This is a genomic window from Nonomuraea recticatena, assembly GCF_039533245.1.
Lineage (GTDB): Bacteria > Actinomycetota > Actinomycetes > Streptosporangiales > Streptosporangiaceae > Nonomuraea > Nonomuraea roseola.
Genome location: NZ_BAAATE010000006.1, coordinates 269,079 through 291,462, shown reverse-complemented (window position 1 = coordinate 291,462; position 22,384 = coordinate 269,079). Strand labels below are relative to the sequence as shown.

Annotated in this window: 19 protein-coding genes; 12 read left to right on the top strand and 7 right to left on the bottom strand. The window is 71.1% G+C overall.

Going from position 1 to position 22,384, the window contains the following annotated elements; genetic code table 11:
- Window positions 1–30: 30 nt before the first annotated feature.
- The 9 genes from murG (at window position 31) to ABFX50_RS15350 (ending at window position 9,752) form a co-directional block, all read left to right on the top strand.
- Window positions 31–1,116 (top strand): undecaprenyldiphospho-muramoylpentapeptide beta-N-acetylglucosaminyltransferase, encoded by a 1,086-nt coding sequence (gene murG, locus ABFX50_RS15390; protein WP_183659074.1) that lies wholly within the window; start codon window positions 31–33, stop codon window positions 1,114–1,116.
- Window positions 1,113–2,519: a UDP-N-acetylmuramate--L-alanine ligase gene (gene murC / locus ABFX50_RS15385; protein WP_346146929.1), complete on the top strand. Its 1,407-nt coding sequence runs from the start codon at window positions 1,113–1,115 to the stop codon at window positions 2,517–2,519. The genes murG and murC overlap by 4 nt, the downstream gene beginning before the upstream one ends.
- A complete protein-coding gene (locus tag ABFX50_RS15380; protein WP_183659078.1) occupies window positions 2,516–3,178 on the top strand; it encodes a cell division protein FtsQ/DivIB in 663 nt (220 codons plus the stop codon). Before murC ends, ABFX50_RS15380 begins: the two co-directional genes overlap by 4 nt.
- 193 nt (window positions 3,179–3,371) lie before the next feature.
- The gene (gene ftsZ / locus ABFX50_RS15375; RefSeq protein WP_346146927.1) at window positions 3,372–4,757 is read left to right on the top strand and encodes a cell division protein FtsZ; all 1,386 of its coding nucleotides are present in this window, start codon (window positions 3,372–3,374) and stop codon (window positions 4,755–4,757) included.
- A gap of 143 nt (window positions 4,758–4,900) precedes the next feature.
- Window positions 4,901–5,602, top strand: coding sequence for a YggS family pyridoxal phosphate-dependent enzyme (locus ABFX50_RS15370; protein WP_346146925.1), 702 nt, complete (start codon window positions 4,901–4,903; stop codon window positions 5,600–5,602).
- A 136-nt stretch (window positions 5,603–5,738) separates the two neighbouring features.
- Window positions 5,739–6,242 (top strand): cell division protein SepF, encoded by a 504-nt coding sequence (locus tag ABFX50_RS15365; protein WP_183659084.1) that lies wholly within the window; start codon window positions 5,739–5,741, stop codon window positions 6,240–6,242.
- A 77-nt stretch (window positions 6,243–6,319) separates the two neighbouring features.
- Window positions 6,320–6,604, top strand: coding sequence for a YggT family protein (locus tag ABFX50_RS15360; RefSeq protein WP_183659086.1), 285 nt, complete (start codon window positions 6,320–6,322; stop codon window positions 6,602–6,604).
- A gap of 55 nt (window positions 6,605–6,659) precedes the next feature.
- A complete protein-coding gene (locus ABFX50_RS15355) occupies window positions 6,660–7,535 on the top strand; it encodes a DivIVA domain-containing protein (protein WP_346146922.1) in 876 nt (291 codons plus the stop codon).
- Window positions 7,536–7,592: 57 nt separating this feature from the next.
- The gene (locus ABFX50_RS15350) at window positions 7,593–9,752 is read left to right on the top strand and encodes a hypothetical protein (RefSeq protein ID WP_346146920.1); all 2,160 of its coding nucleotides are present in this window, start codon (window positions 7,593–7,595) and stop codon (window positions 9,750–9,752) included.
- A gap of 528 nt (window positions 9,753–10,280) precedes the next feature.
- Here the strand turns inward: ABFX50_RS15350 and ileS are convergent.
- Complete coding sequence (ileS, locus tag ABFX50_RS15345; protein ID WP_346146918.1) at window positions 10,281–13,424, bottom strand: isoleucine--tRNA ligase; 3,144 nt, start codon at window positions 13,422–13,424, stop codon at window positions 10,281–10,283.
- Window positions 13,425–13,853: 429 nt separating this feature from the next.
- Here ileS and ABFX50_RS15340 point away from each other — a divergent pair, with 429 nt between their 5' ends.
- Genes ABFX50_RS15340 through ABFX50_RS15330 form a run of 3 tightly spaced genes read left to right on the top strand, consistent with a single transcriptional unit; the run spans window position 13,854 to window position 15,725 of the window.
- The gene (locus ABFX50_RS15340; RefSeq protein WP_183659094.1) at window positions 13,854–14,243 is read left to right on the top strand and encodes a TraR/DksA family transcriptional regulator; all 390 of its coding nucleotides are present in this window, start codon (window positions 13,854–13,856) and stop codon (window positions 14,241–14,243) included.
- Window positions 14,216–14,803 carry a signal peptidase II gene (locus ABFX50_RS15335; protein ID WP_346147081.1) on the top strand — a complete coding sequence of 196 codons (588 nt, stop codon included), beginning with the start codon at window positions 14,216–14,218 and terminating at the stop codon, window positions 14,801–14,803. Before ABFX50_RS15340 ends, ABFX50_RS15335 begins: the two co-directional genes overlap by 28 nt.
- Window positions 14,796–15,725, top strand: coding sequence for an RluA family pseudouridine synthase (locus ABFX50_RS15330; RefSeq protein WP_346146916.1), 930 nt, complete (start codon window positions 14,796–14,798; stop codon window positions 15,723–15,725). Before ABFX50_RS15335 ends, ABFX50_RS15330 begins: the two co-directional genes overlap by 8 nt.
- Before the next feature lie 2 nt (window positions 15,726–15,727).
- Here the strand turns inward: ABFX50_RS15330 and ABFX50_RS15325 are convergent, their stop codons facing one another.
- The 6 genes from ABFX50_RS15325 to ABFX50_RS15300 are packed head-to-tail and all read right to left on the bottom strand — an operon-like array spanning window position 15,728 to window position 22,232.
- Window positions 15,728–17,167: a serine/threonine-protein kinase gene (locus ABFX50_RS15325; RefSeq protein ID WP_346146915.1), complete on the bottom strand. Its 1,440-nt coding sequence runs from the start codon at window positions 17,165–17,167 to the stop codon at window positions 15,728–15,730.
- 10 nt (window positions 17,168–17,177) lie between these two features.
- The gene (locus ABFX50_RS15320; protein WP_346120825.1) at window positions 17,178–17,489 is read right to left on the bottom strand and encodes an AzlD domain-containing protein; all 312 of its coding nucleotides are present in this window, start codon (window positions 17,487–17,489) and stop codon (window positions 17,178–17,180) included.
- Complete coding sequence (locus ABFX50_RS15315; protein WP_183659101.1) at window positions 17,486–18,130, bottom strand: AzlC family ABC transporter permease; 645 nt, start codon at window positions 18,128–18,130, stop codon at window positions 17,486–17,488. The genes ABFX50_RS15320 and ABFX50_RS15315 overlap by 4 nt, the downstream gene beginning before the upstream one ends.
- A gap of 26 nt (window positions 18,131–18,156) precedes the next feature.
- Window positions 18,157–18,960 (bottom strand): AraC family transcriptional regulator, encoded by an 804-nt coding sequence (locus ABFX50_RS15310; RefSeq protein ID WP_346146912.1) that lies wholly within the window; start codon window positions 18,958–18,960, stop codon window positions 18,157–18,159.
- Window positions 18,957–20,435 carry a serine/threonine-protein kinase gene (locus ABFX50_RS15305; protein ID WP_346146910.1) on the bottom strand — a complete coding sequence of 493 codons (1,479 nt, stop codon included), beginning with the start codon at window positions 20,433–20,435 and terminating at the stop codon, window positions 18,957–18,959. Before ABFX50_RS15305 ends, ABFX50_RS15310 begins: the two co-directional genes overlap by 4 nt.
- A 9-nt stretch (window positions 20,436–20,444) precedes the next feature.
- On the bottom strand, window positions 20,445–22,232 hold the full coding sequence (locus ABFX50_RS15300; protein WP_346146908.1) for a serine/threonine-protein kinase: 1,788 nt from the start codon (window positions 22,230–22,232) through the stop codon (window positions 20,445–20,447).
- Window positions 22,233–22,384 lie beyond the last annotated feature (152 nt).

Here is a 22,384-nt window from a genome sequence, read left to right as displayed (position 1 = left end):
CACGTTTCTCATCAGTAGGGAGTAACCGACATGAGGGTGGTCCTCGCCGGTGGCGGGACGGCCGGTCACATCGAACCGGCTCTGGCCCTGGCTGACGCGCTGCGCCGGCTGGAGCCAGGCATCGGCGTGACGTGTCTCGGTACCGAGCGCGGCCTGGAGACCAGGCTGGTGCCCGCCAGGGGCTACGAGCTGCAGCTCGTGCCCGCCGTGCCGCTTCCGCGGGCGCTCACGCCACAGTTGCTCACCGTTCCCGGGCGGCTGGCGGGCGCCATCAACGCCGCGGCGTCCATCATGGACAGGACGAGCGCCGACATCCTCGTCGGCTTCGGCGGTTACGTCGCCACCCCCGCCTACCTGGCGGCCAGGCGGCGCGGGCTGCCGATCGTCGTCCACGAGGCCAACGCCCGTCCCGGGCTGGCCAACAGGCTCGGCGCGCGCCTGACCGACCACGTCTTCACCGGGCACCCGCAGAGCACCATGGCCAAGGCCGAGCTGATCGGCATCCCGCTGCGCAGGGACATCGTCCAGCTCGACAGGCTGTCGATGGGCGACAAGGCCCGCTCGTGGTTCGGGCTGCGCACCGACCTGCCGACGCTGCTGGTCTTCGGCGGCTCGCAGGGCGCCCGCTCGCTCAACCAGGCCGCGCTGGCGGCGGGGCCGGTGCTGCGCAGGGCGGGCGTGCAGGTGCTGCACGTGCTCGGCCCGAAGAACGCCCTGGAGCAGGAGCCGCCTCCTGGCGACCCTCAGTACGTCGTGCTGCCCTACGTGGACCGCATGGACCTCGCCTACGCCGCCGCCGACTTCGCCCTGTGCCGCAGCGGGGCGATGACCTGCGCGGAGCTGACCGCCGTCGGTCTGCCCGCCGCCTACGTGCCACTGCCGCACGGCAACGGCGAGCAGCGGCTCAACGCCACGCCGATCGCCCAGCGAGGCGGTGGGCTCGTGATCGACGACTCCGACCTTTCACCTGATTGGATCATCCAGAACGTGCTGCCCATCCTCCGCGACCCCGAGCGGGTCGCGACCATGTCGGAGGCCGCCGCGGCGATGGGGCGCAGGGACGCCGACGTCGCCCTCGCCCGCAAGGTGCTCGAGATCGTGGGAGGTCGCTCATGAGCCTGGTACGGCTGGTCGCCCCCGTGGCGGCCGAGGAGCTCGGCAGGGTGCACTTCATCGGCATCGGCGGCGCCGGCATGTCGGGCATCGCGCGCATCCTGCTCAAGCGGGGCGTGAAGGTGTCCGGCAGCGACGCCCGCGGCTCCGACATGGTGACCGAGCTGCGTGAGCTCGGCGCCAGCGTGCACATCGGCCACGCCGCCTCCCACATCAAGAACATCGACACGGTGGTCGTCTCCACCGCGATCCGCGACTCCAACCCCGAGCTGGGCGAGGCCATCAAGCAGGGTCTTCGCGTCATCCCGAGGGCCGCGGCGCTGGCCTCTGTCATGGCGGGCCGCACCGGCGTGGCGATCGCCGGCACCCACGGCAAGACCACCACGACCTCGATGCTGACGGTGGCGCTGCAGAAGTGCGGCTCCGACCCGTCCTACTGTGTGGGCGGCCAGCTCGTCACCACGGGGCTCGGCGCCGACGAGGGCTCGGGCGGGGTGTTCGTGGCCGAGGCCGACGAGAGCGACGGCTCCTTCCTCATGCTCGCGCCCGACATCGCGGTCGTCACCAACGTCGAGGCCGACCACCTCGACAACTACGGCGATCCGCGGGCCGTCTACGACAGCTTCGCGCGCTTCGTCGAGCGCATCGGGCGCACGCTGGTGGTGTGCGCCGACGACCCGGGCGCCGCCGCGCTGATCGAGCCCGCCCGCGGGCGCGGCCTTCGCGTGGTCACCTACGGCGAGGCCGAGGGCGCCGACTACCGGATCGCCGAGGTGCGGCCCGACGGGTTCGGCGTGCTGTTCGAGGTGGTCGGCAAGGGTGAGGTCCGCCTGTCGGTCCCCGGCGCCCACAACGCGCTCAACGCCACCGCGGTCATCGCCGTGGCCGACGAGCTCGGCCTGCCGTTCGAGGTGATCAGGGAGGGCCTGACGGCCTTCACAGGGGCCAAGCGGCGCTTCGAGGCCAAGGGCGAGGCGGGCGGCGTGGCGGTCTTCGACAGCTACGCCCACCATCCGACTGAGCTGGCCGCCGACCTGCGCGCCGCCCGTGACGTGGTCGCCTCCTACTCGGGCGACGGCAGGGTGGTCGCGGTCTTCCAGCCGCATCTCTACTCCCGCACCAGGTTCTTCGCCGACGAGTTCGGCGCCGCCCTCGGCCTGGCCGACGTGGCGGTCGTGCTCGACGTCTACGGCGCGAGGGAGGACCCTGAGCCGGGCGTCTCCGGCGCCATGGTGGCCTCCAGGGTGCCGCTGACCGAGGAGCAGGTGGCCTACGCGCCCGACAAGGCCGCCGTGCCTGCCCTGGTGGCCAAGCTGGCCAGGGCCGGCGACATCGTGCTGACCATGGGGGCGGGAGACGTGACCGAGCTCGGGCCGAAGATCGTCGCGGAGCTGTCCGCGAGGTGAAGGCCAGGCAGGCGTTCGTTGCGCTGCTCACCGCCGGTGTGGTGGGCAGCACGGTGTGGCTGGTGTTCTTCTCGCCGGTCCTGGGCGTCAGGTCGGTGGAGATCGTGGGAAATCTCACAGTGCCCGCCGACCAGATCGAGAAGCAGGCGGGCGTGGCTCCGCTGCACCCGCTGGCGACCGTCGATCTGGGCGAGGTGGAGGGCAGGGTGCTGGCGATCAGGCGGCTCGCCTCGGCCAGGGTCGAGCGGGCGTGGCCGAGCACGCTCAAGATCGAGGTGGTCGAGCGCCAGCCGGTCGCGGTGGTCCCCGTGGGCGACAAGGCTGCGTTGATCGATCGCAAGGGCGTGGTCACCGAGGTGCGCCCGAGCGCCCCGCCCGAGCTGCCGGTGCTGAGAGTGGATCGACCAGGGCCTGGTGACCCCGCGACGGTGGCCGCGATCAAGGTCATCGGCGGGCTGCCCGAGGCGTTGCTCATGAAGATCGACGAGGTGCGCGCCACCTCGCCCGAGGGCATCTCCTTCAGGCTCACCAACGGACGAACGGTCATATGGGGCGGGGCCGACAGGGGCGAGGACAAGGCTCGCGTCCTCGAGGCGCTGCTCCCGCGCACGGCCAGGGTGTACGACGTCAGTTCGCCCGACGTCGTCTCCATGAAATGAGAAGCTGGTCGCGAATAGGACAGCGCGCGACACGCCGGACGGGCTTGCGGCGCGGTTAGTTGACCCGCCCGGTAGGGGACTCCTACTGTCCGTATCAATCCTCAGGTTGACATAAATCTAAATCTCAACTTGAGGTTGAGAGTTTTCGAGCACCATTGAAATGGCAAGTCAACGAGCGGAAAGGCCCCTCGTCGTGGCAGCACCGCAGAACTACCTCGCGGTCATCAAGGTCGTCGGCATTGGCGGCGGCGGAGTGAACGCCGTCAACCGGATGATCGAGGAGGGACTCAAGGGCGTCGAGTTCATCGCGATAAACACCGACGCCCAGGCGCTGCTGATGAGTGACGCCGACGTCAAACTGGACGTGGGCAGGGAACTCACGCGCGGCCTCGGGGCCGGCGCCAACCCCGATGTGGGTCGCAAGGCGGCCGAGGACCACCGCGAGGAGATCGAGGAGGTCCTCAAGGGGGCCGACATGGTCTTCGTCACGGCGGGCGAGGGCGGCGGCACGGGCACAGGCGGTGCCCCGGTCGTGGCCAACATCGCCCGGTCTCTCGGTGCTCTGACCATAGGAGTCGTCACCAGGCCCTTCAGCTTCGAGGGCCGCCGCCGCGCCATGCAGGCGGAGGCGGGGATCGAGACCCTGCGCGACGAGGTCGACACCCTCATCGTCATTCCCAACGACAGACTGCTGTCGATCTCCGACAGGCAGGTCAGCGTCCTCGACGCCTTCAAGGCGGCCGACCAGGTGCTGCTGTCCGGTGTCCAGGGCATCACCGATCTGATCACCACGCCCGGCCTGATCAACCTCGACTTCGCCGACGTCAAGTCGGTCATGTCGGGCGCGGGCTCGGCGCTGATGGGCATCGGCCACGCCAGGGGCGACGACCGCTCGGTCGCCGCGGCCGAGATGGCCGTCTCCAGCCCGCTGCTGGAGGCCTCCATCGACGGCGCGCACGGCGTGCTGCTGTCGATCGCCGGCGGGTCGGACCTGGGCCTGTTCGAGATCAACGAGGCGGCCCAGCTCGTCTCGAACGCGGCGGCGCCCGACGCCAACATCATCTTCGGTACGGTCATCGACGACGCCCTCGGCGACGAGGTCCGCGTCACGGTCATCGCCGCGGGCTTCGACGAGATCGCTCCCGTCGAGAAGCCCGCGATGCAGCAGCCGCGCCAGCAGCCCAGGCCCGCCGCCGCGCCGCCCGCGGCGCCTTCGGTCGCCGCGCCGGTGCGTCCCGCGCCCGCTCCCGCGCCCAGCGTGAAGCTCGAGCCGCCCAGGCCCGAGCCGCGCCCCGAGCCGCGCCTCGCGGTACGGCCCGAGCCGCGCACCGCGCCGTTGCGGGTCGTCGAGACGCCCCCGCCCGCGCCTGCTCCCGCTCCTGCCCCCGCGCCCGCGGCCGCCGCGCCGCCGCCGGTCGAGGAGCCGCCCGCGCCGCCGGTCTCTATCCCGAGGCCCGCGCCCGAGGTGACCAACCCGCCCACCCCGATCTCCTCCCGCATGTCGGAGCCAGGCCGGCGTCGTCCGGTGGTCTTCGAGGAGCAGGAGGAGGAGCTGGACGTGCCCGACTTCCTGAAGTGAGATTCCTCACCCGGCCCGAGGGTCCGGGGGAGGGGATCACACCCCCGCTGCGAGACCTCAGGGTCGACGCGGTGGGGGTTCGGTGCGTCTCGGGGCTGCCTGGGTTCGCGGTCCCACCGCAAAGGGTGCACGATGGGTTTCTTGTGGACATAGCTCGCAAAAATCAGATCGCGGCGGGTCTGGCCGAGGTCGAGAAGCGGATCGCCGAGGCCTGCAGGGCCGCGGGGCGCCCCCGCGAGGAGGTCACGCTGATCGCGGTGACCAAGACCTACCCGGCCGAGGACGTGCGGATCCTGGCCGGGCTCGGCGTGACCGAGGTGGGCGAGAACCGCGACCAGGAGGCCGCCGACAAGGCCCTCGCCTGCGCCGACCTGCCGCTCACCTGGCACTTCGTCGGTCAGCTCCAGACCAACAAGGTGCGCTCGGTGGTGGGCTACGCCGACCTGGTCCACTCCGTCGACCGTTCCAGGCTGGTGGCGGCGATCGGGCGCGAGGCCGTAAGGGCGGAGCGGGAGATCGGCTGCCTCGTGCAGGTCGCGCTCGACGACGACCCCGGACGCGGCGGGGCACGCCCCGCCGACGTGCTCGGGCTGGCCGACGAGATCGCGGCCACCGAGGGCGTACGGCTCGGCGGGCTCATGGCGGTCGCGCCGCTCGGGGAGGAACCGGGCAAGGCGTTCGCGAGGCTGCGGGATCTGGCGCTGGCCGTACAGGCCGGGCATCCTGGTGCGACCATAATCTCAGCGGGGATGAGCGGCGATCTGGCCGAAGCCGTGGCGCACGGGGCGACACACGTGCGAGTCGGTACGGCGTTGCTCGGTCGTCGCAAGCCCTTCGTCAGGTAATGTCCCCTCAAGTGGGCCTTGGGGTCCGCGGACGAAGTAGAGGTCGATCAGCGGTGAGCTCCAAGGGGGTACGGCTGCCGCCTCGAGTGTGGATCGCTCGAGCGAGTGCGACCATGAGCAGGAGGACGACTTAGCGATGGCCGGCGCGATGCGCAAGATGGCGGTCTACCTCGGTCTCGTGGAGGACGACCGCTACGAGAGGTACGAGACCTACGCCGACGACGACTACGACTACGAGGAGGAGTCGCGTCGGGCCGAGCAGGACCGCACCCCGGCGGTGCACGAGCGCGAAGACGACACCGACCCCGGCGTCCCCGCGCCCAGGCCGGCGACGACCGTGCTGGAGCGCCGCACCACAGACCTCGCTCGCATCACGACGCTGCATCCGCGCACCTACAACGAGGCGCGCACGATCGGCGAGCACTTCCGCGACGGCACCCCGGTCATCATGAACCTGACCGAGATGGTTGACAGCGATGCCAAGCGACTGGTCGATTTTGCGGCAGGTCTCGTCTTTGGCCTACACGGCAGCATCGAACGTGTTACCAACAAGGTGTTCCTGTTGTCCCCTGCCAATGTCGAGGTGACCGCCGAGGACAAGGCCCGAATCGCGGAACGCGGATTCTTCAACCAGAGCTAGAGTCTCTGTATGACTATCTACCCGACCGGGTCCTCGAGACCGGGAGGGGCACCCAGAAGTGGAGGCGCGGCCGGACTGTGGGGATCGTTGGCGAGATCTTGGTCGTTGTCCTGTCTCTCTACCTGGTGTTGCTCATCGGCAGAATGATCTTTGAGACGGTGCAGGCGTTCGCCCGGCAGTGGCGGCCTTCGGGGTTCGTTCTGGTGCTGGCCGAAGCCACATACACCGCAACAGACCCACCTCTCAAGTTTCTCCGCCGTTTCATTCCTCCCCTCCGGTTGGGTACGGTGGCCTTTGACCTAAGCTTCACAGTGCTCTTCATTGTGGTCTTGGTCATGATCCAACTCGTGTCCGCGCTGTAGTGACCGGGTACCGTCCCTCCGGACAGACTCCGAGCGCGCCAAGGAGACCAAAAAGATGCCGCTGACGCCCGCTGATGTGCGGAACAAGCAATTCAGTACCACCCGGTTGCGACCGGGTTACGACGAGGAAGAGGTGGATGCCTTCCTCGACGAAGTCGAGGCTGAGCTTGACCGCCTGATCCAAGAGAACGAGGAGCTGCGCGCCAAGCTGGCCGAGTGCCTGCGCGGCAAGGTGCCGGGTGGCATGAGCATGCCGATGGCCTCCGCGCCGGTGCAGGAGCAGCCCAAGCCGGAGATGATGGCGCCGCCGCAGCCGGAGCCCATGCAGGCCCCGCCGCAGCAGCAGCCGGTTCCCGTGGCCATGAGCATGCCTCCCGCCGAGGACAACATGGACACCGCGGCCCGCGTGCTCGCCCTCGCCCAGCAGACGGCCGACCAGGCGATCGCCGACGCCCGCCGCGAGGCGGACGAGACCGTCACCCGCGCCCGCCGCGAGGCCGACGACATCCTGACCAAGGCTCGCCGCCAGGCCGAGCAGGTCATCGGTGACGCCCGTGCCCGCGCCGAGACGCTGGAGCGCGACGCCCAGGAGCGCCACCGTCAGGCCATGGGCTCCCTCGTGCAGACCCGCGACGAGCTCGAGCGCAAGGTCGAGGAGCTTCGCAGCTTCGAGCGTGAGTACCGCAGCAGGCTCAAGCTCTACCTGGAGAACCAGCTCGCCGAGCTGAACGTCTCCGCGGAGGGCGGCAGCGGCGGCTTCCCCGTCATCCCCAGCGCTCCGATGGGCGGTGGCGCCCCCGCCATGACCCACTCGGTGCCGCAGGGCGGCCAGCAGCCTCTCGCCGGTGGGCCCAACCCCTTCGGTGGCGACCAGTCGCAGCACCAGGGTGCCTTCCAGGGTGCCGACGGCCCGCACAACGACCGCCGCTAACGCCGGTAAGGTAACGGGTCAGATTCGCTTCTGATCCGTCACTCGAAAGAGCCCCCTGTGATCCTCATCAGCGCTGGTCTGGTGCTCGCGGCGGTCATCCTGCTGATCGCGGGCTTCGTCATGGCTGAACCGTTCCTGATCATGTGGTCGATCGTGGTCAGCGTGCTGTCCGCGCTCTTCCTGGTGATCGGGGCGTTCCTGCGGCGTCACGAGCTGTTCCCCGGCGGCGGTGGTGCCGGGGCGCAGGCGCCGCGGGAGCCGTCCGCGCCCGGTGCCCCGACGGCGGTGACGCCTGCGGGCGTCGCTCCTGCGGGTACGGCGCCGCAGCCGATGGCCCCCCAGCCCAGGCCGCCGGCCCCCGCCCCCACGGGGCTGAGGCAGCAGACGGTCACCCTCCCGAACCAGGCGCCTCGTCCAAGGCCCGTCACGGCGCGCGGCATCTCGCCCGACGCGATCGTCATGGTGATCCCCGGACGCAAGCGCTACCACGTGGCGGGCTGCCGTCAGCTCAGCGGACGGGATCACGAGGAGCTCACCTACGAGGAGGCGCGCGAGGAGGGCTTCACGCCCTGCACGACGTGCCTGCCCGACGCCGCGCTCGGCGGGCGGCAGGTCCCCCCTGCCCCCGAACAGCCAGGTGTCGGCCGCGCCCCCTATCCGGCCGCCTCCGCCAGCAGGGACACCGACCCCGTCGGCCGCCCTGCCACCTCCCCCGGCCAGCCCGGCGTCCCGCAAGGCCCTTCCGGCATCTCAGGCGCCTCCGGGTCTTCCTCCTCCAGGGTCGAGTCGCAGGCCTCCAGGGCCGAGTCGCCGTCTTCCGGCGTCGCGCCCGCGGCCTCCCGCGCCGAGTCCCCGGTCTCACGGGCCGAGTCTTCGTCTCCGTCCTCGCGCCCTGAGTCCTCTCCTTCCCGCGCCGAGGCCTCGCCTTCGCGCGGTGACGCGCCCTCCGCCCGTCCGGGGTCGCCGGCCTCAAAGGCGGTGTCCTCCTCCGAGCGTGACGACAGCTCCCGCGTAGGGGCGGACGGACCACGCGAGAGTGCGGCCAAGCGAGCCGAGGCGACCTCGGCCGAGCCCACCCGCGAGCAGCGTCCTGCCGCAGGCGCAGGGGCCCCTTCCGCCGGTGACGGTCCCAAGGGCGACCCTTCGCCCGGCGCGAGGCCCGCAGGCGCTCCCACGCCCTCTCAGCGCTCCGAAGCGCAGGCCGCTCAGCGGTCCGAGGGCGCTGCGTCCCCGCGCCCCGAGGGCGGATCCACCGAGCCCTCCGAGGGCGCGGCTGCCCGGCGTCCCGAGGCGGCGGGCGGATCGCAGCCGAAGCCCGCGCCCGGCAGGCTCGTGGCGGGTACCCCAGGCGCGGTAGCGCCCCCGTCCGCCGGCAGGCCTTCTCCCGAGACGACGAAGAGCAGCACAGCGGCGGGTTCCTCGAAGACGTCCCCCGAGCGCGCTACCCGCTCGGAGGGTGGCACGCAAGGCGGCTCCCGGCCGGGCGCCGCGCAGGCCGACTCCCCGTCGGATCCCGCCCAGAGCGACTCGCGAGCCGGCGAGGGTGAGGGCGGATCTCCCGCCGGTCCCGCGCAGGGCGGGTCGTCTCCTCGTCCGGCGCAGGGCGGATCTCCCTCCAGTCCGGCGCAGGGCGGTTCTCCTGCTCGTCCGGGGCAGGGTGGGTCTTCTGTCGGTGGTGTGCGGGGCGGGGGCTCGGAGGAGGGCGGGTCCGAGGCCGCCTCGTCCGAGATGACTCAGAGGCTGCGGCCGCCCATGGCCGCCCCCGTGCCGAAGACGGACTCCAAAACTTCCACCCCCGGCCAGGAGAGCGACCCCGAGGGCCACAGCGGCGGTGCCCGGTCCGCGGAGTCCGGCGGCGGGTGGTTCGACCGTCCGGAGTCTTTGGACACAGAGCCGGTGGAACCGGAGGCGACCGCACCCGGGCGCGCCGGGCCTCCGGTCGCCTCCGGCTCCACCTCCTCCACGCCCTCGGGTACGGCAGGCGCACCCGCCGACTCCGAGGAGGACACGCCTTCGGAGGCGAACGACACGGTCAGGCTCGACCGTCCCGGCGTCGTCAAGGTGATCGGCGCCACGCGCCGCTTCCACAGCTCGTCCTGCCCTCTGGTCAAGGGGGCGGAGCCGAGCAGCGTCCAGTCGATGCAGAAGGCGGAGGCGGAGGCGAAGGGGCTCACCCCGTGCGCGGTCTGTCAGCTCGACCACCAGCGGGTCAGCTGACATCGGTCTCGCAGGCCAGGTCAGCCCCGCACGGCTGACCTCCGCCGCACGACTGACCCTCGTCTCACGACAGCCTCAGCGGTCGGATTTCCGTCTCACGACAGCCTCAGCGGTCGGATTTCCGTCTCACGACAGCCTCACGGTTGTCATCGTCTCGGGTCGGACCGTCGTCTCGGGTCGGACCGTCGTCTCGGGTCGGACCGTCGTCTCGGGTCGGACCGTCGTTTCCGGTCGAACCGTCGTCTCCCGCCGGACCGTCGTCTCACGGTCGCCTGTCTCACGACTGATCCCCGCCCTCTGGGCCAGTCTCGTCCTAGATCGCGCCGATGTGGCGGGGGCTGTCTGCTCCGGTTCTTGGGGGAGAGGCGTCGGTTCGGGAGGAGACGCGTCGGCTGTGGAGAAGCCGAGGCGAATGATCCGGCTCAGCAGGTTCTTGGGGGATTCCTGGGATCCCGTGTCGGGGTGGCGTGGCTCCTCGGGATGAGGGGCCACGCCACCGCCAGGGCGGGCTGCGCGAGAGCCGCGAGGTCAGGCGCGGCGGAGCTGGAAGGTCAGGCCCAGGTCCGTGTCGGTGTGGACGGGCAGGTCCTCGGAGGCACCCTCGGTCAGGCTGGAGGCCAGGACCTCTTCGCCCACCAGCGAACCGTCCGAGCGCAGCGCCTGTGACAGGTCCTCGGACGAGGCCTTCCACCACAGGTCGATCCTGTCGGTGATGGACAGGCCCGTCGACTTGCGGGCGTCCTGCACCAGGCGGATGACCTCGCGGATGAGTCCGGCCCTGCGCAACTCGTCGGTCATGGCCAGGTCGAGCGCGACCGTCTCGCCGGTGCCCGTGTCGACCGCGCCCGTCTCGACCGCCCAGCCCGACTTCGGCTGCTCGGTGACGATCACCTCGTCGGCGGTGAGCGAGACCGTGCCGAGCTCGCCCGCGTCGACGGAGACCGGCGAGCCCGAGCGCAGCGTCGCTGCCAGCGAGCCGGCGTCGGCGGCCGAGACCGCCGCCGCGACCAGCTTGGTCTGCGAGCCGAACCGCTTGCCGAGCGCCCTGAAGTTGGGCTTGACGGTGAAAGACACCAAATCCGTACTGAAGCCGGACATGTCTTCGAGGGCCTGGACGTTCAGCTCGTCCGCGATGAGGTCGCGCAGCTCGGGGGAGAGCGACGCCCAGCCCGGAGCGCCCACGAGGGCGCGGCCCAGCGGCTGGCGGGTCTTGACCCCGGAGGCGGCCCTGGCCGAACGGCCCAGCTCCACCAGCCGCCGCACCAGCGCCATCTGCGCCGACAGCGACGGGTCGAGCAGCTCCTCCTTGACCGCAGGCCAGGAGGTCAGGTGCACCGACGAGGGCGCGTCCACGCCGCGCAGCACGTCCCAGAGGTAGTCGGTCACGAACGGCGTCATCGGCGCCATGAGCCTGGTGACCGTCTCCAGGCACTCGTACAGCGTCGCGAACGCCTCCTGCGAGCCCTGCCAGAACCTGCGGCGCGAGCGCCTGACGTACCAGTTGGACAGGTCGTCGAGGAACTCGGCGAGCCTGCGGCCCGCGCGCACGGTGTCGAAGGAGTCGAACGCGGCCGACACCTCCGCCACCGTCCTGTGCAGCTCGGCCAGCGCCCACCTGTCGATCAGCGGGCGCTCGGAGGCGGGCGGCGCCTCCGCCGCCATCGAGGGCGACCACGACTCGGCGTTGGCGTAGAGGGTGAAGAAGGAGGCGGTGTTCCAGTAGGTCAGCAGGACCTTGCGGACGATCTCCTCGAGCGCGTTGTGACCCACGCGGCGCGCCGCCCACGGCGAGCCCGAGGCGGCCATGAACCAGCGCAGCGCGTCGGCGCCGTGCTGGTCCATCAGCGAGATGGGCTCCAGGACGTTGCCGAGGTGCTTGCTCATCTTGCGGCCGTCCTCGGCCAGGATGAGGCCGAGGCAGAGCACGTTCTCGTAGGAGGACTGCTCGAAGACCAGCGAGCCGACCGCCATCAGCGAGTAGAACCAGCCGCGGGTCTGGTCGGTCGCCTCGCAGATGAACTGCGCGGGGTAGACGCCCTCGGGCTTGCCTTTGGCGCCCCACTGGGCGAACGGCATGGAGCCCGAGTCGTACCACGCGTCGATGACGTCGGGCACGCGCTGGGCGACGGCGCCGCACGAGGGGCAGGGGAAGGTCACGTCGTCCACGTAGGGACGGTGCGGGTCGAGGTTCGACAGCTCCTGTCCCGCCAGGGACCCGAGCTCCTCCAGCGACCCGACGCACGTGACGTGCGACTCGTCGGCCGAGCACACCCAGAGAGGCAGCGGCGTGCCCCAGTAGCGCGAGCGCGACAGCGACCAGTCGACGTTGTTGCGCAGCCACTCGCCGAAGCGGCCCCACTTGATGGTCTCGGGGAACCAGTTGGTCTTCTCGTTCTCCGCGAGCATCGTGTCCTTGACCGCGGTGGTGCGGATGTACCAGGCGGGCAGCGCGTAGTAGAGCAGCGGGGTGTGGCAGCGCCAGCAGTGCGGGTAGCTGTGGTCGAAGTGACCGTCGCGGAACAGCAGGCCGCGCCCGGCGAGGTCCTCGGTCAGGCCCTCGTCGGCGTCCTTGAAGAACTGGCCGCCGACCATCGGCACGTCGGGCAGGAAACGCCCGTCGGGGCCGATCGGGTTGACGATCGGCATGCCGTACGACTTGCAGACGGTCATGTCGTCGGCGCCGAAGGCGGGGGCCTGGTGGACCAGGCCCGTGCCGTCCTCGACGGTCACGTAGTCGCCGAGGACCACGTAGTGCGCGCCGGGGATGTCGACCAGGTCGAACGGGCGGGAGTAGGCGGTGCGCTCGAGCTCGCGCCCAGAGAAGCGGGCCACCTCGGTGGCGCCCTCGCCGAGGACCGACAGCAGCGGCTCGGCCACCACCAGCACCTCGCCGTCGGCGGTGCGGGCGGCGACGTAGGTGACCTCCGGGTGTACGGCCACCGCCGTGTTGGACACCAGCGTCCACGGCGTGGTCGTCCAGATCAGCAGCGAGGCGTTCAGCTCGGCCAGCGGGCCCGAGGTCACGGGCATGCGGACGTAGACCGAGGGCGAGGTGACGGTCTCGTAGCCACCGGGCTGGCCCAGCTCGTGGTCGGACAGGCCGGTGCCGCAGCGCGGGCAGTACGGCGTGATGCGGAAGTCGCGGAACAGCAGGCCCTTGTCGAAGATGACCTTGAGCGACCACCAGACGGACTCGACGTACTCGGGGTCCATCGTGCGGTAGGCCTGGGACAGGTCGATCCAGTAGCCCATGCGCTCGGTCAGCTCTTCGAAGGCGTCGACGTGGCGCAGGACCGACTCGCGGCACTTGGCGTTGAACTCGGCGATGCCGTACGCCTCGATGTCCTTCTTGCCGGTCAGGCCGAGCTCTTTCTCGATGCCGACCTCAACGGGCAGGCCGTGGCAGTCCCAGCCGGCCTTGCGGGGCACGCTGAAGCCGCGCATGGTCTTGTAGCGGGGGAAGAGGTCCTTGAAGACGCGCGCCTCGACGTGGTGAACGCCCGGCAGGCCGTTGGCGGTGGGAGGGCCCTCGTAGAAGACCCAGGAGGGAGCGCCTTCGTTCTGCTCGACGGAGCGCTCGAAGATCTTCCCGTCCCGCCATCGGTCGAGGACCTCACGCTCGAGCGCGGGCAGGTCGACCTGCGCGGGTAGAGAGCGGAAATAGTGGGACATCTCGGGCGGGACCTCCACGGTGTCGGACGGCGACGGCGTGAAGGGACGAAGCCGTACGGCTCCGCGGTACCACCCCTCTTGACCCCCGAAGGGACCCACTTCATTTCGTCTGCGGCCGGTTCTAGTGAGCTCTCGGCGAGCCGTTCTTCCGGCGGCTCGGGAGTGATATCCCTTGTGATCTCGATCACAGGGCTCCGTCAACGCCTTGCAGGCTAAAACCATAACGCAGAGTGGAGGGCGAAGGCTTCCCGATATCCCACTCAGCAAATCGCGACAAAGATCCGGGAATGGATGCCTATGGTGAGGAGTTGATCCGGCGAGGCGGGATAGTACGGGAGGGGTAATCCGTACGGCGGGTCGTTTGCCGAGTCGTTATCCACGGCCTAAGCTGCCCGCACCGTTTGAGCCTTGATCAGCATGGAGGCAGCCATGGCGGCAGTCACGCAGACCGCGACCCCTTCGATGTGGTCGGCAGAGGAGCTGGCCGAGGTACGCGACACCCTCGTTCAGGAAATCGCCGAGCTCGAGGCGGACATCCTTCGACACGAGACCGAGATCGCCTCTGGGGACGTCACCCAGGGAGCCGGCGACGACCAGGCCGATGCCGGGGCCAAGACCTATGAGCGGGAACGCGAGATCGCCCTTACCCTGAACACACGCGACCTGGTCGCGCAGAACGAACGTGCGATCGCCAGGATCGACGCAGGGACCTATGGAGTGTGCGAATCGTGCCACAAGCCGATCGGCAAGGAGCGTCTTCAGGCGTTCCCGAGGGCGACGCTGTGCGTGACATGCAAACAGCGGGAGGAGCGCCGCTGAGCGCTGACGGCGAGAAAGCCGCGAGGCCGGTCGGGCGACGCCTGATCGGCCTTCTCGCGTCGCTCGCCGTGGTGATCTACGGGCTCGACCTGTTCACCAAGACGCTGGTGCTGCGGACGCTCGAGGGCAGGGAGCCGGAGGTGGTGATCCCCGGGCTGCTCCAGTTCAGGGTGATCTTCAACTCCGGCGCCGCCTTCAGCATCGGCACGGGGATGACCTTCGTGTTCACCCTGGTGGCCGCCGGAGTGGTGATCGCGATCATCCGCACCGCGCGCAAGCTGCGCAGCCTGCCGTGGGCGATCACGCTCGGCCTGATGCTGGGCGGGGCGCTGGGCAACCTCACCGACCGGCTGCTGCGCTACCCCGCGGGCTTCGGCCGTCCCGCCTCGGGGCAGTTGCAGGGGCACGTGGTCGACTTCATCGAGACCTTCCCCGGCCACTTCCCCGTCTGGAACATCGCCGACTCGGCGATCGTGTGCGGCGGCATCGTGGCGGTCTTCCTGGCCTGGCGCGGCTACCAGATCGACGGCACCAGGGAGGTGACCACCAAGAATGTCTGAACAGCGCAGCCTGCCCGTCCCCGACGGGCTCGAAGGCGAACGACTCGACGCCGCACTGTCGCGGCTCTTCGGTTTCTCGCGCACCCGCGCGGCCGAGCTGATCAGCTCGGGCGAGGTGCTGGTGGACGGCTCACAGGCCGCCAAGTCCGACAGGGTGCACGCGGGCGCGTGGCTCGACGTCACCCTTCCCCCGCCCATCACGACGCCCATGCCGGTGGCCGAGCCGGTGCCGGGGATGGCGATCATCTACGAGGACGACGACATCGTGGTGGTCAACAAGCCCATCGGCGTCGCGGCCCACCCGACCGTCGGATGGACGGGCCCCACGGTGATCGGCGGCCTGCTCGGCACCGGGCACACGGTCGCGACCAGCGGCGCGGCCGAGCGGCAGGGCATCGTGCACCGCCTCGACGCCAACACCACCGGCGCGATGGTCGTGGCCAAGAGCGAGCACGCCTACTCCTTCCTCAAGCGCGCCTTCAAGGAGCGCACGGTCGACAAGCGCTACCACGCGCTGGTGCAGGGCCACCCCGACCCGTTCAGGGGCACGGTCGACGCGCCCATCGACCGGCACCCCTCGGGCGACGGCAGGTTCGCCGTCGTGGCGGGCGGCAAGCCGTCGGTGACCCACTACGACACGATCGAGGCCTTCAGGGCCGCCACGCTGCTGGACATCAAGCTGGAGACCGGGCGCACGCACCAGATCCGGGTCCACATGGCCGCGCTGCGCCACCCCTGTGTGGGCGACCTGATGTACGGCGCCGACCCCACCCTCGCGGCCAGGCTCGGCATGACCAGGCAGTGGCTGCACGCGGTCTCGCTCGGCTTCGAGCACCCCTCCGGCGGCGAGTGGGTCTCCTTCAGCAGCGACTACCCCGACGACCTGCAGAAGGCGCTCGACATGGTGCGCGCGGAGTCCTGACCTCAGCTCCGCACCTTGTCCTTCGCCTTGGCCGGCCCCTTGCTCTTGGCCTTGACCTTGGCCTTCTCGCGCTGTTCCCCCGCGGCCTCGCCGTCGTCGGGCTCGACCTGACCGGAGTCGTCGGGCGCGTCGTCGGCGGGCGGGTCTGCGGTCGGCTCCTCGGTCGGCTCCTCCGTCTCCTCCGCGGGAGGCGAGGACTGCTTCGCCTTGCCCTTGCTCCTGGTCGGCTTCGGGCTGGGCCTGTCCTGGTCGGTCCTGGCGGGCGGTCTGCTCTGCTTCGGCTGCCTGCCCACGTCGGCGGAGGTCGGGGCCTGCCGGGCCGGCTGGGTCCCGTCGTCGTCCGAGCTCACAGCGGTGGGCTCGGGCGCGGGCGCAGGCGCGGGCTTGGAGGTCTCCGTCGGCGTGCTGACCACCGAGGGCACGGAGGCCGGCTGCTTCGGCTGGGGGGTCTCCGCGCGGCCCGACATCCACGCCATCCCGCCGGTCACCAGCGGCGACACCGTCGCGGCGGCCGCGAGCGCGACCAGCGGCGGCGGCCGCTTCCCATGAGCCGCGGGCCGTACGGCCGAGCCGGGCGGCGCGGGTGGCACCACCACGGGCACGGGAGCGGTCGCCTCAGGGGCCAGTCCGAGCACGATCGGCCTGAGGCGCCGTTCGGCCTCGTCGATGTCCATCCGCTCGGCCGGGTCCTTGCGCAGCAGCCCGTGCACGACCGGCGCGAGCGGCCCCGCGGACGCCATCGGCATCGGCTCGTCGTGCATGACGGCGGCCAGCGTGGCCAGGGCGTGGCCGCGGTGGAAGGGCGAGTGGCCCTCCACGGCCGTGTAGAGGGTGACCCCCAGCGACCACAGGTCCGAGGCGGGCTCGGCGCTGCCGCCCGCCGCGCGTTCGGGCGCGATGAAGGCGGGCGTGCCGACCAGGATGCCGGTCCTGGTCACCGGGGCCTCGTCCTCCGTCGTGGCGATGCCGAAGTCGGTCAGCACCGCCCTGCCGTCCTCGGCGAGCAGCACGTTGTCCGGTTTCACGTCACGGTGCAGCACTCCCACGGCGTGGGCGGCGCGCAGCGCGGCCAGGATCTCCAGTCCGATCTCCGCCACCCTGGCCGGTTCGAGCGGTCCCCTCTCGCGCACCAGCGAGCCGAGCGTCCGCGAGCGGACCAGCTCCATGATGATCCAGGGGTGTCCGCCCTCCTGGACCACGTCGTAGACGGTCGCCACCCCCGGATGCGCGACCCTCCCCGCGGCCCTGGCCTCGCGGAAGGTGCGCACGGTGAAGATCTCGCGTTCGGGACCGCTCAGGTCGGGCGGTGGCAGCACCTCCTTGACCGCGACGTCGCGGCCGAGCACTTCGTCGTATGCGTGCCATACGGTGCCCATGCCGCCACGTCCGATGGTTCTGAGCAACCTGTACCGCCCGCCGATGATCCCCGGAGATTCGGACATGAGGGACGGGCTACCCCGTAAAGGCCCGAACAAGCGCGGTGACCACCGCGGCTGCTGCCAGCACCACGAGAAAGGGCGCCCGAAGCACGAGCGCGACGACCGCGGCGCCGAGTCCCGCCGTCCTGGCGGGGTCGAACTGGAGGGCTCCCTCGTGGGTGAAGGTCTGCACCGCGATCAGCGCGGCCAGCAGCGCGACGGGCACGAGCTCGGCGAACCTGCGCACCACCGGGTGGTCGAGCACCCTGCGGGGAGCGGCCAGGCCGCACAGCTTCAGCGCGTAGCAGCCCAGACTGACCAGGACGATCGCCCACCACAGCGTCATCGGAGCACCACCAGGAGCACGACGACGGCCGACAGCAGGACGGGCACGCCCGCGGGGACGAAGGGCGTCGCGAGCAGCGCCACCGCGGCGCCGCCCAGCGCCAGCCCGCGCAGGCCCGGCTCGCTCACCAGGCGGGGCCAGAGGATGGCCAGGAAGGTGGCGGGGCCGACCGCGTCCAGCCCGAGCACGCCCGGGTCGCCCAGCGCGGAGGTGCCGAGCGCGCCGATCAGCGTGGTCAGGTTCCACATCAGGTACAGACTGGCGAAGGTCACGGTGAACGCCCTGCGGGCGGTCTCGGGGGTCGGCTGGGCCAGCGCGACGGCGGTCGTCTCGTCGATCACTCCCTGGGCGGCCACCAGCCGCCTGCCGCCGCGCACCTTGAGCAGATCGGCCAGGCGCAGGCCGTACAGGGTGTTGCGCCCGCCCAGCAGGAGCGCGCCCGCCGAGGCCGCCAGCAGGTCGCCGCCTCCCGAGACCGCGCCGACCAGCGCGAACTGGGAGGCGCCCGTGAAGGCGAGAAGGCTGAGGACGCACGACTGCGCCACGTCGAGTCCTGCGGTGACGGCCGCCGCGCCGAACGCGGCGCCCGACAGGCCGACGGCGACTCCGACGCCCAGTCCGTCCCTTGTTGCGGTGTTCATACCGCCTGAGGCTATGACCTGGGAGATTAGCGAGTCTTGTACGTTCCTGCGGCGCGCTGGTAGGCGGCGGGCGGGATGCCGACGACGCGCTTGAAATGACGGCCCAGGTGGGCCTGGTCGGTGAAGCCGACCTCGGCGGCGACCTCGGCGGGGGGCAGGCCGGTCTCCAGGAGGCGGCGGGCCTGCCGTACGCGCAGGGAGGTGAGGTAGGCGTGCGGCGGCAGGCCCGTGACGGCCTTGAACGCGCGCAGCAGCGGGAAGGGCCTGGCCTGGACGGCCTCGGCCAGGCCCTCCAGCGTGGGCGGGTCGGCCATGCGCTCGTGCAGCAGGTCGATGGCCTGCCGTACCGCGTCCTGGCCGGTCGGCGCCTCCGGCACGGGCCGCGAGCCGGCGTGCCTGGACAGCAGGCGCGCGAACAGCGCGCGCATCAGCGTGGAGGCGGCGAGCCTGTCGCCGCGCTCGGTGGCCAGGTGCGCGCTGACCAGCAGTCTGGCCAGATCGGGATCGCGCACCACCTGCTCGGGGAAGTACGGCGTGCCGCGCCCCGCCCCCAGCGCCTCGACCGACGGGTAGAGCATGCGGTAGGACCAGCCGCCAGGAACGCCCGCCTGACCAGTGTGCTCGTGCTCGGGGTTGACCAGCACCACCTCGCCCTCACCGGCCCGCAGCAGCCTGCCCTTGTAGGCGAACTCCTCCACGCCCGAGGTGATCACGCCGATCGCGTAGCCCTCGTGGACGTGCCTGGAGAAACGGTGGGTGACGTACCGGGCCTTGAGCAGGTCGACTTCAGGCACTCCCGGGTGCCGCCAGAAGCGCGCCTGCTCGCTCACGTCGGCCTGAACGTCTCGAGGATGGTGTCGAGCGTGGCTCTGCCCTCGGTCCACAGCTTCTCGGGGGTCTCCCAGTAGATGGCGAAAGGACGGCCGTCACGCAGCCTGAAGCCCCGGTTCAGCACGTGGATCATCTGGCCGTCCTTGTTCCTGGTGAACTCCCAGTCGGCGGCCTCGACCCCGAGGTAGGTGAGCTGGATGATGCCGAGCCTGGTGTAACCCTGGAACTCGCCCTCCGCCTGGATCTCCTGCTCCAGGCTCTCCCACTCCTGCTTGGGGGTCAGGCCGGTCTTGCCCGAGTCGGTCCACTCGATGATGAGCTCGCCCCTGGTGCCAGGCCCCTTGACGCTGATGCTGTCGCGGCCCTCCGGGTTCCTGGTCGCCTTCCACCCGCCGGGGACTGCGACGGAGAAGCCGCCCGTGGCGTTGCTGAGTCTGCGCCAGCCGGGTGGCAGGGCGGGGCTCGGGCTGCCGCCGGGCGACGGCTTCGCCGAGGGCGTGGCGGAGGAGGAAGGCGTCGAGGAGCCGGCGGACGACGCGTTCACGGCCGGTGAGTCCGTCTGCCCCATCGCCCACACCCCGGCGGCGGCCACCACGGCGACCGCCAGCCCGGCAGGCAGGAGCCGGCGCAGCGGCGAGCGCCTGGCGGGTGCGGGGCCCTCGACGGTCGGCGAGCGCCCTTCGGTGAGCGAGGCCAGCCTGGCCGAGGCCTCCTCCGCGCTCATCCGCGTGGCGGGATCCCTGCGCAGCAGCCCTGAGATCACCGGGGCGAGCGCCCCGGCCAGCCGGGGGGGCTCAGGCGGGTCGCGCAGCACCGCGGCGACCGTCGCCGCCCACGAGTCCCGCTCGTACGGCGCGCGGCCCTCCACGGCCGTGTGCAGCGTCGCGCCCAGCGACCACAGGTCGGAGGCGGGCGTGGCGGGCAGGCCGTTGAGCCGTTCGGGCGGCATGTAGGCGGGCGTGCCGACCAGGTTGCCTGTGGCGGTGAGCCCAGCCTCGGCCTCCATCGCGGCGATGCCGAAGTCGGTCAGCACGACCCTGCCGTCCTCGGCCAGCAGCACGTTCTCCGGCTTGACGTCGCGGTGCAGCACCCCCGCCGCGTGGGCGGCCCTGAGCGCCGCGAGCACCGCGCCGCCGACGCGGGCCGCCTCTCCCACCGGCATCGGGCCCCGCTCCCTGACCACCGCGGCCAGCGAGCGCGAGCGCACCAGCTGCATCACGATCCAGGGCCTGCCGTCCTCCTCGATGACGTCGTGGACGACGACCACGTTGGGGTGGTCGAGGCGGCCCGCCGCCCGCGCCTCCCTGATGGTGCGCTGGTTGAGCTGGGCGCGCTTCTCCTCGCCGATGCCCGTGTAGCGGACCTCCTTGATCGCCACGGTCCTGTCGAGCAGGTCGTCGTGGGCGCGCCAGACGATGCCCATGCCACCCTCGCCGATGGGCTCCAGCAGGCGATACCTGTTTCCTACGCGCACCAGCGAAGCTTACTTGGACGGTTTGAAGGTCGCCGCGAACGTGTCGAAGAACCGCAGATCGCGCTTCCAGTTCTCCGCGAGCGTGTGCCAGTAGATCGCGTAGCCCTTGCCGTTGTCGGTGACGAAACCGCGGTTGCGCACCTTGGACTTACCGGTGTTGGTGTTCCAGGTGAACTCCCAGTCGGCCGCGGCCTTCATGTAGTCGACCTTCTTGATGCCGATCAGCTTGTAACCGCCGAAGTTGCCCCTGGCGCCCGGCTCCTGCACCTTCCAGTCCTTGTAAGGGTCGCTGCCTGGGTCGGTGGCCTGCTCGATCAGCAGGAAGGAGTTGGAGGAGGCGCCGGGGCCGCGGAAGTAGACCTGCCTGCCCCTGCGGTCGTAGACGTCCCAGCCCTTGGGCAGGCCGACGGAGAAGTCCAGCTCCTTGTCCTTGTACATCCGCCAGCCGTCCGGCAGCGCCGACTCCGTCTTCGACGCCGAAGGCGAAGGACTGGGCGAGGCGGAGGGCTTGTCGGCGGGGGTGGCGGCGGTCGCCGTCGCGGTGGCGGTGACCGTGGTCGTCACCTTCTGCGTCGGGCTCCTGCTCGCCTCGGGATCGGCCTGACCCGCCGAGCGTAGGCCGAGGATGCCCGCCACACCGCCCACCACGACGACCCCGACGACCGCGGCGATGACGGGGAGCGCACGCCGGGAGGGCGCGGGGGAGCCGACCGTGGGTGTGGTCGCGTCGGGCAGGCGCATGCCCGTCTGCGCCATCTCCTGGGGCTCCTCGGGCTCCTCGGGCTCCTTCGCCGGAGGCCTGGCGGGGGTCCGCGCGGGAGGCGCGGGGGGTGGAGGGGGAGGCGACGAGGACGCGGCGGGTGAGGGAGGCGGAGCCGCGATGCGGGGGAGACTGGGGTCGGTCGGGGTGTCGTCGACGTCCACCACCGGCACGACGGGGCGGCGCGGGGTCCGCACCGTCTCGCTCCTTGACGACTCCGCGGCGGCCCTGCGCAGCAGCCTGGCGGCCTCGTCGAAGCCCAGGCGCTGGTCGGGCTCCTTGGCCAGCAAGCCGGCGAGGACGGGTTTGAGCGCCCCCGCCCGCTTCGGCGGCTCGGGGTCGTCGTTGAGCACGGCCATCATGGTCGCCATCGCCATGCCGCGCTCGTGCGGCGCCCTGCCCTCGACCGCGGTGTAGAGCGTCGCGCCCAGCGACCACAGGTCCGACTCACGTCTGGCGGGCAGGCCCTTCAGCCGCTCGGGCGCGATGAAGGCGGGCGTGCCGGCCAGGCCCGTCATGGTCAGCGCCGTCTCGGTCTCCAGCGTGGCGATGCCGAAGTCGGTCAGCACGACCCTGCCGTCCTCGGCCAGCAGCACGTTCTCCGGCTTGACGTCGCGGTGCAGCACGCCGGCGTCGTGGGCGCCCCTGAGCGCGTCGAGGACGGCCAGGCCGATCTCGGCCACCTTCCCCGGCGCCAGCGGGCCATCTGCCTTGATCACCTGTCCCAGCGAGCGGGACTGGACCAGCTGCATGACGATCCAGGGACGATCGTCCTCCTCGATGACGTCGTGCACGACGATCACGTTCGGATGGGTGAACCTGGCGGCGGCCCGCGCCTCGCGCATGGTGCGGCGGTTGAGGAGCTGCACCTCGTCGCCGAGCACGGCCGCGTAGCGGACCTCCTTGACCGCGACCTCGCGGTCGAGCAGCTCGTCATGGGCGCGCCAGACGATGCCCATGCCGCCCTTGCCGATCGGCTCCTTCAGGTGGTACCGACCGGCGATGCGGCGCCCGGCATGCTGCTGTCCATCCGACATCAACGGCCTCAAACCCCCTTCTAAGCCTAGAAATACTCCCATAGGGATCGGGTGACAGCGACCCGTGTAGTCTTAGATCCATGACTCCTCGCTACACGTTTACCGAGCCGGCTCCCGGAGGGCCGGTCGAGCTGTAGCGACCACCTGGAGCC

Excerpts from the sequence above, each read along its gene's own strand:
- ABFX50_RS15300 (WP_346146908.1), bottom strand. The coding sequence starts at position 22,232 with ATGTCGGATGGACAGCAGCATGCCGGGCGCCGCATCGCCGGTCGGTAC.
- murC (WP_346146929.1), top strand. The coding sequence starts at position 1,113 with ATGAGCCTGGTACGGCTGGTCGCCCCCGTGGCGGCCGAGGAGCTCGGC.
- ABFX50_RS15340 (WP_183659094.1), top strand. The coding sequence starts at position 13,854 with ATGGCGGCAGTCACGCAGACCGCGACCCCTTCGATGTGGTCGGCAGAG.
- ABFX50_RS15365 (WP_183659084.1), top strand. The coding sequence starts at position 5,739 with ATGGCCGGCGCGATGCGCAAGATGGCGGTCTACCTCGGTCTCGTGGAG.
- ABFX50_RS15355 (WP_346146922.1), top strand. The coding sequence starts at position 6,660 with ATGCCGCTGACGCCCGCTGATGTGCGGAACAAGCAATTCAGTACCACC.
- ABFX50_RS15330 (WP_346146916.1), top strand. The coding sequence starts at position 14,796 with ATGTCTGAACAGCGCAGCCTGCCCGTCCCCGACGGGCTCGAAGGCGAA.
- ABFX50_RS15320 (WP_346120825.1), bottom strand. The coding sequence starts at position 17,489 with ATGACGCTGTGGTGGGCGATCGTCCTGGTCAGTCTGGGCTGCTACGCG.
- ABFX50_RS15335 (WP_346147081.1), top strand. The coding sequence starts at position 14,216 with ATGCAAACAGCGGGAGGAGCGCCGCTGAGCGCTGACGGCGAGAAAGCC.
- ABFX50_RS15325 (WP_346146915.1), bottom strand. The coding sequence starts at position 17,167 with ATGTCCGAATCTCCGGGGATCATCGGCGGGCGGTACAGGTTGCTCAGA.
- ABFX50_RS15315 (WP_183659101.1), bottom strand. The coding sequence starts at position 18,130 with ATGAACACCGCAACAAGGGACGGACTGGGCGTCGGAGTCGCCGTCGGC.
- ileS (WP_346146918.1), bottom strand. The coding sequence starts at position 13,424 with ATGTCCCACTATTTCCGCTCTCTACCCGCGCAGGTCGACCTGCCCGCG.
- murG (WP_183659074.1), top strand. The coding sequence starts at position 31 with ATGAGGGTGGTCCTCGCCGGTGGCGGGACGGCCGGTCACATCGAACCG.